The organism is Rothia sp. HMSC062F03, from assembly GCF_001836905.1.
In the GTDB taxonomy this organism is placed as follows: Bacteria; Actinomycetota; Actinomycetes; order Actinomycetales; family Micrococcaceae; genus Rothia; species Rothia mucilaginosa_A.
In genome coordinates this window covers 19687-32420 of sequence record NZ_KV830862.1, presented here as the reverse complement: position 1 = coordinate 32420, position 12734 = coordinate 19687, and the positions used below count along the sequence as shown (strand labels likewise).

The 12734-nt window shown below is 60.2% G+C and carries 8 protein-coding genes and 1 tRNA gene; 1 reads left to right on the top strand and 8 read right to left on the bottom strand.

Annotated features, from left to right (window positions below; all coding sequences use genetic code 11):
* Positions 1–177: 177 nt before the first annotated feature.
* The 8 genes from HMPREF2674_RS02325 to dnaA all read right to left on the bottom strand — a co-directional run bounded on the left by HMPREF2674_RS02325 (position 178) and on the right by dnaA (position 11915).
* Positions 178–251, bottom strand: a tRNA-Ile gene (locus tag HMPREF2674_RS02325).
* Positions 252–482: 231 nt separating this feature from the next.
* On the bottom strand, positions 483–1073 hold the full coding sequence (locus tag HMPREF2674_RS02320) for a DUF3566 domain-containing protein (protein WP_049332247.1): 591 nt from the start codon (positions 1071–1073) through the stop codon (positions 483–485).
* Positions 1073–3706: a DNA gyrase subunit A gene (gyrA, locus tag HMPREF2674_RS02315; protein ID WP_070824711.1), complete on the bottom strand. Its 2634-nt coding sequence runs from the start codon at positions 3704–3706 to the stop codon at positions 1073–1075. Before gyrA ends, HMPREF2674_RS02320 begins: the two co-directional genes overlap by 1 nt.
* A 72-nt stretch (positions 3707–3778) precedes the next feature.
* The gene (gene gyrB, locus HMPREF2674_RS02310) at positions 3779–5794 is read right to left on the bottom strand and encodes a DNA topoisomerase (ATP-hydrolyzing) subunit B (protein WP_141761785.1); all 2016 of its coding nucleotides are present in this window, start codon (positions 5792–5794) and stop codon (positions 3779–3781) included.
* A 391-nt stretch (positions 5795–6185) separates the two neighbouring features.
* A complete protein-coding gene (locus HMPREF2674_RS02305; RefSeq protein WP_371440187.1) occupies positions 6186–6854 on the bottom strand; it encodes a DciA family protein in 669 nt (222 codons plus the stop codon).
* 55 nt (positions 6855–6909) lie between these two features.
* On the bottom strand, positions 6910–8178 hold the full coding sequence (gene recF / locus HMPREF2674_RS02300) for a DNA replication/repair protein RecF (RefSeq protein WP_070824710.1): 1269 nt from the start codon (positions 8176–8178) through the stop codon (positions 6910–6912).
* Between the two features lie 129 nt (positions 8179–8307).
* Positions 8308–9432, bottom strand: a complete 1125-nt coding sequence (dnaN, locus tag HMPREF2674_RS02295; RefSeq protein ID WP_049332240.1) for a DNA polymerase III subunit beta — start codon at positions 9430–9432, stop codon at positions 8308–8310.
* Positions 9433–10238: 806 nt separating this feature from the next.
* Complete coding sequence (dnaA, locus tag HMPREF2674_RS02290) at positions 10239–11915, bottom strand: chromosomal replication initiator protein DnaA (RefSeq protein ID WP_049344499.1); 1677 nt, start codon at positions 11913–11915, stop codon at positions 10239–10241.
* A gap of 637 nt (positions 11916–12552) precedes the next feature.
* On the opposite strand from dnaA, the gene rpmH reads away from it, so the two are divergent.
* Positions 12553–12690 (top strand): 50S ribosomal protein L34, encoded by a 138-nt coding sequence (rpmH, locus tag HMPREF2674_RS02285; protein ID WP_005504094.1) that lies wholly within the window; start codon positions 12553–12555, stop codon positions 12688–12690.
* Positions 12691–12734: the final 44 nt, after the last annotated feature.

Sequence of the window (12734 nt, the reverse complement as noted above, 5' to 3'; positions counted from 1 at the left end):
AGATGCGCTACCAATTGCGCCACGCCCCCGCTTCAGCGGAAACCACTGTTACTGTTTAGTTATTTCCAGGCCTTGATAACCTCGTTGTTCTGACGCTTTATTAGTGTCATCACAACAACACTCGAAAGAGCGATAATCAGAAAAACTTTCTTCATCTCTGCCTTTCACAGTGCGGAGTGGGCGTACCAAGAATCGAACTTGGGACCTCTTCGTTATCAGCGAAGCGCTCTAACCGTCTGAGCTATACGCCCTCCCTCTGCGGAATTTCTTCCGTAGAACGAGATATAACTATACAGGCGTTTAGAGGGAACGCCAAATCAAAATGATATGTTATGCATCACATATGCGTGAAGGGGTTCAGCATCAAGATAGGACACACCACCAAAGCCCCCGCAGAACCCAGAAAAGATAGCGCGAAAAAGGGCGGCACCGCCTCCGCACGGAGACGATACCGCCCAATTCAAACTCATAGTCGAGCGCTCTTAAGACTCGTCGCTCAGAGTCAGGGTCACGCCACCCACCAGCTTTGCAGCCAGGTTGTACAGGATAGCAGCAATCATACCCAGCAGGGTGAAGACCACGGTGTTCACCACGGCAAAAATCGTGGTTACCAGAGCCACCTGCCCCAGCGAAATCATCTGCGAGATATCCACGGTGGTCGAACCGGTACCCAGCGAGCTAATCAGCTGGTTTACACCGGTAAAGGCACCCGAAGCCTGCAGGAACAGCCACAGAATCACCGAGGCCACGACGGTCACGATACCCAGAGCAATCGACAGCAGGAAGATCAGCTTTGCTACCGACCAGGTATCGACCTTCTGCACCACCAGGCGCGCGCGACGAATCTTCGAACGAGGCGCGGGGCGCACCAGCTGGCGACGCGAACCCGTCGGACGCTTAGCATTCACCGGACGCTTGCCGGCAGGACGCTTAGCGGCTCCGGGACGGGCCTGACCTGAACGTGCCTGAGCCGGGCGGCGGGCACCGGACTTAGGGGCCCCCTTCTTAGACGCACCAGCTGCTGCCGAACGCTGCGCTGACGCGGAAGAGGAGCTCGCGGGAGTGCTGCTCATTAGTTACCTCCAGTAGCGGTGAGGTCGGCAGCCGCCGCTTCACCCTCGTTATCCGTGCCGGGAGCCGCAGAAGTATCGTCTGCCGCCTCGGCATTCTCAGTGTTTTCATCATCGCTGTCGTCCAGCTGACGATCCTGGTTACGGGCTACACCGATAATCGAATCGCCCTCACCGGGCTTTGCGAAGATAACACCCATGGTATCGCGTCCCTTCGCGGGAACCTCATTCACATTCGAACGAACAACCTTGCCGCTGGACATCACGACCAGGACCTCGTCCTCTTCGTCCACGATGAGGCCACCCACCAGGGCGCCACGATCCTCCACAAGCTTAGCAACCTTAATGCCAAAACCGTTACGACCCTGAACGCGATATTCATCCACGCTCGTGCGCTTCGCGTAGCCACCCTCGGTCACCACGAAGACGTAGGAACCCTCGGTGACCACGTTGGCAGAAATCAGCTCGTCACCATCGCGGAACTTCATACCGGTCACACCGGAAGTCGAGCGACCCATGGGGCGCAACGAAGCGTCATCCGCGTGGAAGCGCAGGGACATACCGTTACGAGAAACCAGCAGGATGTCATCGGCAGCCGAAACGGTGAAGGCCGAAACAACCTCGTCACCCTCGCGCAGATTGATGGCGATCAGGCCCGCGGTACGGTTCGTGTCGTAATCGCTCAGGCGGCTCTTCTTCACCATGCCGCCACGGGTTGCCAGCACCAGGTACTCAGCGTCCTCGTAGCTCTTGAGCTCCATCACCTGGGCGATATGCTCGCCACCCTGGAACTCCAGCAGGTTCGCAATGTGCTGACCCTTCGCGTCGCGGCCGGCTTCCTGCAACTCGTAGCCCTTCGCGCGGTACACGCGGCCCAGGTTCGTGAAGAACAGAATCCAGCTGTGCGTGGTAGTCACGAAGAAGTGCTCCACCACGTCATCGCCGCGCAGGGAGGCGCCCTTAATGCCCTTACCGCCGCGGTGCTGGCTACGGTACTGATCACTGCGGGTGCGCTTGATGTAGCCGCCGCGAGTAATCGTCACCACGACCTCCTCCTCGGGGATGAGGTCTTCCATCGACATGTCGCCGTTGTAGCCGTACATAATCTGGGTGCGACGCTCATCGCCGTAGCGGTTCACAATCTCGCCCAGCTCCTCAGAGATAATCTCGCGCTGGCGAGTCTCGGAAGCAATAATCGCGTTGTACTCGGCGATCATGCGCATCAGCTCGTCGTGGCGGTCCTGAATCTTCTGGCGCTCCAGAGCGGCCAGGCGACGCAGCTGCATGTTCAGGATGGCCTGAGCCTGAGCCTCGTCAATCTGCAGGAACTCCATCAGAGCGGTGCGCGCCTCGTCCGCGGTGGGGGAGCGGCGAATCAGGGCGATAACCTCGTCCAGAGCATCCAGGGCCTTGAGCAGGCCGCGCAGGATGTGCGCCTCTTCCTCCGCCTGGCGCAGACGGTAGCGGGTACGGCGGACGATAACATCCAGCTGGTGGTTGACCCAGTGGCGCACGAAAGCGTCCAGAGACAGGGTGCGGGGCACGCCGTCCACGATGGCCAGCATGTTCGCGGAGAAGTTCTCCTGCAGCTGGGTGTGCTTGTACAGGTTGTTCAGCACAACCTTCGGGGAAGCATCACGCTTGAGCACAATCACCAGGCGCTGACCGGTACGACCCGAAGTCTCGTCGCGCAGATCGGCGATACCGGTGACCTTGCCGTCCTTGATGAGCTCGGCAATCTTGATGGCCAGGTTATCCGGGTTTGCCTGGTAGGGCAGCTCGGTGACGACCAGGCAGGTGCGTCCGTGGATTTCCTCGACGTTGACCACGGCACGCATGGTAATCGAACCACGGCCGGTGCGGTACGCATCCTCAATACCCTTGGTGCCCAGAATCTGCGCACCGGTCGGGAAATCCGGGCCCTTGATGCGAGCCATCAGAGCGTTCAGCAGCTCTTCGTTGGTGGCGTGCGGGTTCTTCAGGAACCACTCCACGCCCTCGGCCACCTCGCGTAGGTTGTGCGGGGGAATGTTGGTCGCCATACCCACGGCGATACCCGAGGAGCCGTTAATCAGCAGGTTCGGGATGCGCGCGGGCAGAACGGTCGGCTCTAGGGACTTGCCGTCGTAGTTCGGCTGGAAATCAACGGTGTCCTCGTTGATGTCGCGCACCATCTCCAGGGCAATGGGGGCCATCTTCGTCTCGGTGTATCGGGGAGCCGCTGCGCCATCGTTACCGGGGGAGCCGAAGTTGCCCTGTCCCAATGCCAGCGGGTAGCGCATGATCCAGCTCTGAATCAGACGCACGAGGGTGTCGTAGATGGCGCGATCGCCGTGGGGGTGGAACTGACCCATGACGTCGCCGACCACGCGGGCGCACTTGTTGAAGGCGCGGTCCGGGCGGTAGCCGCCGTCGTACATTGCGTAGATGACGCGACGGTGCACGGGCTTGAGGCCGTCACGGACATCCGGCAGGGCACGACCGATGATGACGGCCATCGCGTAGTCCAGGTAGGAGCGCTGCATTTCGGTTTGCAGGTCCACCTGTTCAATGTGGCCGTGGTGGTCCACGATCTCGGTGTCACCGGTGCTGACGACGTCAGCTCCGGTCACTTCGTTCTGCTGTTCTTCGCTCATTATTTCCCTCAATAAATCACTCGGTTACATAACCCATTCCACATATTCCCCAAAAGAAATATGTCGTGCGGGTTAGATATCGAGGAATCGGATGTCCTTTGCGTTCTGCTGGATAAACTCGCGGCGGGCCTCAACGTCCTCACCCATAAGCACCGAGAAGATCTGGTCCGCGGCAGCCGCGTCCTCCATCTTCACCTGCAGCAGGGTACGGCGCGCCGGATCCATGGTGGTGTCCCACAGCTCGGTGTAGTCCATCTCACCCAGACCCTTGTAACGCTGAATACCGTTGTCCTTGGGCAGACGCTGGTTATTCGCCAAACCACGTGCCAGAGCCTCGTCGCGCTCTGCGTCGGAGTAGACGTAATCGTGCGGAGCGTTAGACCACTTGATGCGGTACAGCGGCGGCTGAGCCAGGTACACGTAACCGGCCTCAATCAGCGGGCGCATGAAGCGGAAGAGCAGGGTCAGCAACAGGGTCGTGATGTGCTGGCCGTCCACGTCCGCATCGGCCATGAGCACAATCTTGTGGTAACGGGCCTTTTCGATGTTGAAGTCGTCGCCAATACCGGTACCGAAGGCGGTAATCATCGCCTGAATTTCGGCGTTCGACAGGGCGCGGTCCAGGCGAGCGCGCTCAACGTTCAGGATCTTACCGCGCAGCGGCAGAATAGCCTGAGTGTTCGGGTTACGACCCTGAACCGCCGAACCACCCGCGGAGTCACCCTCCACCAGGTAAATCTCAGAGATCGACGGATCCTTCGAGGAACAGTCCTTGAGCTTACCGGGCATGGAGCTGGTCTCCAGCAGGCCCTTGCGGCGGGTCGTCTCACGGGCCTTGCGGGCGGCGATACGCGCCTGGGCGGCGGTAATCGCGCGACGCACGATGTCCTTGGCCACGGCGGGGTTACGGTCGAACCAGTCGCTCAGGTGATCGTTCACCTCGCGCTGGGTGAAGGACTTCGCCTCCGAGTTACCCAGCTTGGTCTTCGTCTGACCCTCGAACTGCGGCTCGGAAATCTTAATCGAGATGACCGCGGTCAGGCCCTCACGCACGTCTTCACCAGTGAGGTTATCGTCCTTATCGCGCAACAGCTTGTTGTCGCGAGCGTAACGGTTCACCAGGGAAGTCAGCGCGGCACGGAAACCCTCTTCATGGGTGCCGCCCTCGTGGGTGTTGATCGTGTTTGCGTAGGAGTAGACGGATTCCTTGTACGCACCGGTCCACTGCATGGCCACTTCCAGGCTCATGTTACGGTCGGAGTCTTCAGATTCGAAGGAGACAATCTCTTCGTTCACGATGGTCTTCGCGCCGGCGTTCAGGAAGTGCACGTAGTCAAACAGGCCGTTGTCGTAACGGTAGGTGACGGTCATGAAACCATCAGCGTTCGCACGCACGCGGTTGAGAGTGTTTTCTTTCTCCTCTTCGGCAACCTCGTCACCGGTGAACTTCTCGCGCTCATCGGTCAGGGTGATGGTCAGGCCCTTATTCAGGAAGGCCATCTGCTGGAAGCGAGCGCGCAGGGTCTCAAAATCGAACTCGACAGTCTCGAAAATCTCGGGATCCGGATAGAAGGTCTGAATTGTGCCGGTCTTATCGGAGGGCTCGCCGCGACGCAGGGGACCGTCGGGCACGCCACCGTTGGAGAAGGAGATGTGCCACGCGTAGCCCTGGCGGTGCACCTCGGTAATCACGCGGGTCGATAGGGCGTTCACCACGGAGATACCCACGCCGTGCAGACCACCGGAAACCGAGTAGCCGCCGCCGCCAAACTTACCGCCGGCGTGCAGCACGGTCATGACGACCTCGACGGTGGACTTGTGCTCGGTGGGGTGCTCATCCACGGGAATACCGCGACCGTCATCCTTGACGCGCACCGCGCCATCGGCCTGGATGGTCACGTCGATTTCGGAGGCGTAACCGGCGAGCGCTTCGTCCACGGAGTTATCAACGACCTCGTAGACCAGGTGGTGCAGACCGCGCTCGGTGGTCGAGCCGATGTACATGCCGGGGCGTTTACGAACCGCCTCCAAGCCTTCCAGCACGGTGATGTCGGACGCACCGTATTCATGGGGCTGTTCAGGTGCCACGAGGGGAAACTCCTTGGGTAAGCCGGGCACCGGCAGGGAGCCGCGAACACTGCCGAGGGTAGCCTAGAACGCCTCGGCGCGGCGCGTGAAGCGCCTTCGGGGACTCGCGGTGCCGGCGGCGCCCGGGTGGGCGCACTTTACGCATTGTCCCCTTTATTTTACCGAGCAAGGGGGTATTAAAGCCATCCAGCGCGCCATTTTATGGGCAATTCACCCATATTCCACCCCCTCAAACGCCCGTAATGGCCCCTGAGAGACGCCCAACCCCCTCCCCGGTGAGGGGGGATACACCTCGGTTATGCGGCCGGGATGCGGGCGCTTCCGAGGTTTTGCTTCTTCAAGCGGTCCGGTTTCGAGGCAAGAATTCGTTCCGCACGCACCACCGACTCTCCTACCCGTAGGTATCGCGCACCCCGCGCATCCCGGAGGCGCGACGATACCCGCGCTGGCTCCAGCGGCCATTGTTCGGACCCAGGATTCGCACCTGCGCCACCACGCCCTCGCCAAGCTCTCGGCGGAAGAGCTCGATAAGCTGCCCGTGCATCAGGCGCAGCTGAGTGGCCCAGGCGGTGGAGTCGCACTGCACCTGAACGATAGAGTTCTCGAAGCTGAGAGGTTTGGTGTGCGCGGCAATTTCGGGACCAACGAGTTCAGCCCAGCGGGCCAGCACGCTCGAGACGGCCACGGGCTCTTTCCAGCCTCGGGACCGAATCAGCGCGCTCACGATACCCCCGAGCGGCTTGGGATCGCGGGAGCTTTCACCGGGGCCGCTGTACCCGCCCATGACGCGGGGATCCCACCCCTGTGCGCGTTCGCGACGTTTCTTGGGGGCGGTTCCGGACATCGCGGCGCCGAACTCGCGCATAATCTTTCGCGCCGAGAAAGCGTTGAGGGGCGCCTCGCCGCGTTCCTGGGCGGCCACGCGCATACGAGTCAGCAGGGCCGCTGGGGCGTCCACCTCATCTCGGTAAAATTCACCGAAGCCATCGACCTCGCCGCCGGATGTTTCACGTGAAACAGTGCTGTTGAGCTCACGGGCGTCAGGGGCCGGGGAAGGCATCGGCAAGGAATCGCCGAAGGGTGCAGTGAGGGGGACGGAATCCTCTCCGGGACGGTTACTCATAGTCCCCACCGGCAATAGGATTCTCAGCTAACGTTTCGCCGCTCTCCTTGGCGAGGGTCTCACCGGTGCTTCCTGCTGCGTTCCCACCGCGAGTGCCGGGCGACGGTACGTACTCCGCGTGGCCGGGAGTTACAGACACCAAGCGGTATTCACCCAGCTCCTCCGGAATATCCGTGAGTACGGCGCACGTAATGAGCACCTGCTCCGCCGCGGCAACCATAGCGCCCAGGCGGTGGCGGCGCGCCGAGTCGAGCTCGGCGAAGACATCGTCAAGAATCAGGATGGGGGAGGCACCCGGCGAAGAATCGTCCTCCACATGAACAAACCACGAAGCCAACTTCAGGGCCAGGGCAAACGACCAGCTCTCACCGTGCGAGGCAAAATGCTTAACCGGAAGGCCGCCCAGCAGCAGGGTCACATCCTCACGGTGCGGCCCCACCAGCGTCACGCCGCGCTCAATTTCCTCGGCGCGACGCTCGGCAAAACCGCGCAGAAGCGCCTCCTTCAGGTCCTTGATACTCATGAGGGCCGCATGTTCGAGAGAGCGCTCGCCCATGCTCGCAAAGACGGAGGATTCGTAGGTGAACCCCACGTCCTTAGAACCGTCCGTCAGCCCCGCATAGGCGCGACGCAGCTGGGGGAGTAGGCGCTGCAACAGACGGAAGCGTGCAGAGAGCAGTTGCGCCCCCATCAGGGCAAGCTGGCCATCCCACACCGCGAGGGTACTCAACGCGTTCTCGTCGCGAGCGCGGCGCTGCATCGATTTGAGCAGCGAATTACGCTGCCGCAAAATCCGCTCGTACTCACTGCGGTACCCCGCCACCACGGGGCGCAGGGAGACGGCCAGCTCATCCACAAATCGACGACGACCGGCGGGATCGCCCTTCACCAATTGCAGGTCCTCGGGGGAAAACAGCACCGTGCGAGCAATACCCAGAGCTTCCTTAGCGCGCACCGGGGCAGCCCGGTTAATGCGCACGCGATTCGCCTGACCGGGAGCCACCTCAAACTCGGTCACGGTCTGCTGCGAACCGCGCACAGTGCGGGTGCGGATGTAGGCTCGGGCGGCGCCCACGCGCACCAGCGGACCATCGTGGCTCACCCGGTGCGAAGAGAGGGCCGCCGCATACTCAATGGCCTCTACGATATTCGTTTTTCCCACGCCATTCGAGCCCAGAAAAACCGTCACCCCGGCCGATAGAGGCAGGTTGAGCAGCGCGTAGGTGCGGTAATCCAACAGCGAGATGTGGTCGATGTACACCGGACGGCTCCTTTCATGCGGTTCGGTTGGACGGTTCGGTCGAGGAGAGGATAGGCGCGGACGGGGAAAGCACAGCCCCGCGAGCCTTCCCTGGGCAGAGCCTCGGGAGGCGCGCGGGGCGGCAAGCTACTAGTTCGAGGGCAGACGCACCGGCATCAGCAGGTAGCGGTAGTTGCGGTCATCCTCAGCCAGCGGCTCGTCCTGGCCCGAAATCACGGCGGGCTTGGGCGCATCGGTGAAGGAGAAACGCACGAACTCGGTGCCGAACACCTTCAGACCGTCCAGCAGGTAGGAGGGGTTGTACGCCACGGTGATGTCGTCGCCGGAGAGGTGAGCCTGCAGGGTTTCGGAGGCCTGAGCCTCGTCGCCGCGGCCCGCATCGATGGCAACCGAACCCTGGGTAAACTTCAGGCGCAGCGGAGTGTTGCGCTCAGCCACGAGTGAGATACGGCGAGCTGCCTCGGTCAGGTCGGAGGTGCGAACCACCGCGTGGATGGGGGTCTGCTCGGGGAAGAGAGCACGGATGTTGGGGTAATCGCCGTCCATCAGAACGCTCGTGGTGCGGCGGGTACCGGCGGCAAAACCAATCAGTTCACCGGCGGCGGGCAGCGCAATGGAGAGCTCGCCGGAGCCGGAGAGAGTGCTACCGACCTCGGAAACGGTCTTGGCCTTTAGCAAAACAGCCGCCTGAACATCGGGGTTGACGGGGTTCCACTTGATTTCGCGCATGGCTAGACGGTAGCGGTCGGTGGCGAGCAGGGTCATGGTATCGCCGTTAATCTCGACGCGAATACCGGTCAGCAGGGGCAGGGTCTCGTCCTTGGACACCGCAATCTGAACCTGCTTGACGGCTTCAGCAAATTCGGCGCCGTCGACGGTACCGGAAACTTCGGGCAGCTCGGGCAGCTCGGGGTAATCGGCCACGGGCATGCCGGCCAGCTGGAAGTTAGCGGAACGGCAGTGCAGACGAATCACGGACTCATCAGCGGTGAACTCGACCTCAGCGTTCGGAAGAGAACGGCAGATTTCGGCCAGGATCTTACCGGGAACAAGACACACGCCCTCGGCCTGAACATCGGCGGCGATAACCTGGCGGGCGCTGGTTTCGTGATCAAAGCTTGCGATGCTGACTTCGCCGGCGGAAGCGGTAATCAGCAGACCGTTGAGCACGGGGGAGGTAGGACGCAAGGGCAGGGAGCGTGCCGTCCAGCCGACTGCTTCGGCGAGGACATCGCGTTCAACGGTGAATTTCATCGAGAAGGCGCCTTTCACGGTGGTAGAGATTCGGTTTGTGGCGCACGTAAAGCTGAATTGCGAGAGAGCCGGAAGGTTTCGCCTGCTCTAGTGCGCGTTGCCCGTGCGCGCGCGTCTATCCATCCTACCGGAATCCAGACGAATTGTAATTACAGGGATTCGCGGTGAACACGGTCGGTCACCACGGTTACCAGCCTCGCATTTTTGTAATTACAAAGAACCGCGAAGGGTTCCTTGAAAAATATCGAAAACAGATTCGAAATTAGATATTCAAAAATGTGGGTTTCTCGCCAAAACCAACAGGGAGAATGAACCAAAGAAAGCGCTTACTATCGCCTAGTGTTTCCTGAAATCACGACGGGCGAACGCCCTGAGCGGCTCAAAATGCATATCGAACTTCCCGGCAGCCCCGAGCGAGGAAATGTTTCATGTTATGGGGAGGATTTTTTCTTTAAGTACAGTAGTATTATTAACGCTTGTGGAAACGGTGGAAAACCCCACAGAACCCAGCAATGACGCGGAAGTGACCTGTGGACATTAAGTGGAGGAATCCTCCCCGAGCTGAGGATGCATTGTGTATGAATATTTATGCATTTACTCTCTTCCACACCTTTTGAATATTCATGCACTTAACGTCCACACGAGCGCCGGAGTTAAAGCACAGCTTATCCACACCCCACATTTCAGGGCCCCAGGTAGCCAAAAATCGTGGCCGAAAAATAACCCTGCCCCTCTCAAATCACCCCAATACCCCCTATAAAACGCCTTGTCAGCGGCTTATAGGGGGTGTAGGTGGTTCCGTGGGCCTATCCGGCGGCGCGCTGTTCCTGGCGAATGAGGTTCGTCAGCTCGGTCACCTGATTGAAAATCGTCTGCCGCTCAGCCATCTGCGCGCTCACCTTACGCACCGCGTGCATCACGGTCGTGTGGTCGCGGCCGCCCAAATCATTACCGATACGCGGCAGGGACATCTCGGTCAGCTCACGGAGCAGATACATCGCCACCTGGCGGGCGTTCGTGAGCGTGCGGGTGCGAGACTTCGACTGCATATCCTCGATGGACACATCGAAATACTTTGCCACCGTCGAGAGCACCAGCGCCGAGGTAATCTCGGCGCCGCCCGTATCCGACAGCAAATCCTTCAAATAGGTCTCAGCCTCGGCCAGGGTGATGGGCTCCGGAGGCTTCTTCATCGAGGCGGCGGCGCTCGCGCGAATCAGAGCGCCCTCCAACTCGCGAATATTGGCCGTGACATGGGAAGCAATGTATTCCATAACGTCATCGCGCACCGGCAAAATCTCGCTCTGAGCCTTCTTTCGCAGAATCGCGATGCGGGTCTCCAACTCCGGAGGCTGCACATCCACGTTCAGACCCGACCCGAAGCGCGAACGCATCCGCTCGGCAAAGCCGGTCAGCTGCTTCGGAGGCAAATCCGAAGTAATCACGATCTGCTTCTGGTGGTTGTACAGGGCGTTAAACGTATGGAAGAACTCCTCCATCGTCGCCTCTTTACCCGCCAAAAACTGGATATCGTCAATCAGAAGAACGTCAACATTGCGGTAAATCTGCTTAAACGAGGAACCCTCGTCGTCGCGAATCGAGTTGATGAAATCGTTCGTGAACTCTTCAGAATTCACGTAGCGCACTCGCAGATTCGGGTAAAGGTACTTGGTGTAGTGGCCAATCGCGTGCAGCAGGTGGGTCTTGCCCAGGCCCGAACCGCCGTAGATGAACAGCGGGTTGTACACGATGCCGGGCTGCTCTGCCACGGCGAAGGCGCTTGCATGAGCAAAGCGGTTGGACTGGCCGATCACGAAGGTATCGAAGGTGTAATTCGGGTTCAATCGAGCAGAGCTATCCCACGTCGGAGCGTTTTCCGGGTCTTCGTGCTGGGTCGCAACCGGCGCGGCCGGGGCCGGAGCCTCACTGTGCGCAGTGTGGAAAGCGGTTCGTTCTGCCTCGAGGGCCTGTAGCGAGGGACGAGTCACCTGCTCATCCGCAGGGACGTGCGCCTCGGAATCCGGCGCCGGATGAGGCTCGGTGTAGTACTCGAAAGCTCGGGAGCCAACGGGGGCCTCACGACGGGCGGGCTCGGCGTAGGGAGTTGCGGTGGAATAGCCAGAAGGCTCATCGGGAACCTGGTGAGCTGCGGCAATTGCGGGTTCGACGGGCGCGGCCTGTTCCGGCTCATTAACGTCCTGACTTGGGCTTTCAATGGGAACCATCGCCTCGTTCACATCGAAAAGCGCGGTGGTGGAGGGGCCGAACGCCTCGTGCAGTGCGGCGCGGAAAGGTGCTGTAATTTGCTCCTCAAACACGGCGCGGGTGAGCTTATTGGGCACCTCGATGATGAGGCGCGAAGATCCCATCAGACCCTGGGGGCGCGCAAGGTTCACGAATCCACGCTGGCGCGCCGTGACGTTCGGGTCGCTGCTCAGGATAGACAGCAGGTGCGCCCATCGCGCCTGAAGTGACTCGGTCATAGGGGTCTTTACCTCCGCTCAATCTGCCGCAGAAGACGTTGGCGGCTCAACAGAGTGCCAACGATGCCGGAACCTTCCGCAGGTCATTAAGATTCTACCCGCTTAATGCACAGGCATTTAGCGTTTTCCACAAGAGTTTTCCACACGGTGGAAAAGTTGTAATTACAGGAGTGGATGGAGGGTGGAAAACGGTGGAGAATTCGCCGACTTCCCTGTAATTACAGGGGGTAGTGCGTTTGCGTGCGCCTGTGGATAAGCGTTGCGCAATGTGCTATCCGAGGAGGATATGCACCGCGGTGGATAGTCGCGATCCCGCGTTATCCCCAGGGGTGGGGATGGGGGTGGTGACTCATGCGAGTGGAGTGTAGCGTGTTCCCTTCAGGGTTCCCCTCGGCCTCTCATAAACCCTCGATCGTCACCAACAGCTCTCCTCGATTCCGCACCCAGTCCCCATAAGGAGCCCGGAATCACGCGGAAAAAAGCGTCAAGAACTTGATTTACGCCCTCCACTCTTCTAAAGTTGTGCTGTTGTGTGTGCACCGCCTACTGCGAATAGTCGCGGTACCTCCGTGCACCAAGAAGCGTACGGTTCCGATACCCGTGAGGGCACGAACCGCAAAAATCAAGGAGACAAAGTATGAGCAAGCGTACTTTCCAGCCGAACAACCGCCGTCGCGCTAAGAAGCACGGCTTCCGTCTGCGTATGCGTACCCGTGCAGGCCGCGCGATTCTATCGAGCCGCCGCGGTAAGGGCCGCGCAAAGCTCTCGGCCTAATCACGGCATATAGTTCGCCCGCCGATGCACACGCATCGGCGGGG

What these genes read in the sequence shown, in the direction of transcription:
- HMPREF2674_RS02305 (WP_371440187.1), bottom strand. Translation starts at nt 6,854, where the DNA reads ATGCCTTCCCCGGCCCCTGACGCCCGTGAGCTCAACAGCACTGTTTCA.
- HMPREF2674_RS02320 (WP_049332247.1), bottom strand. Translation starts at nt 1,073, where the DNA reads ATGAGCAGCACTCCCGCGAGCTCCTCTTCCGCGTCAGCGCAGCGTTCG.
- dnaN (WP_049332240.1), bottom strand. Translation starts at nt 9,432, where the DNA reads ATGAAATTCACCGTTGAACGCGATGTCCTCGCCGAAGCAGTCGGCTGG.
- gyrA (WP_070824711.1), bottom strand. Translation starts at nt 3,706, where the DNA reads ATGAGCGAAGAACAGCAGAACGAAGTGACCGGAGCTGACGTCGTCAGC.
- dnaA (WP_049344499.1), bottom strand. Translation starts at nt 11,915, where the DNA reads ATGACCGAGTCACTTCAGGCGCGATGGGCGCACCTGCTGTCTATCCTG.
- rpmH (WP_005504094.1), top strand. Translation starts at nt 12,553, where the DNA reads ATGAGCAAGCGTACTTTCCAGCCGAACAACCGCCGTCGCGCTAAGAAG.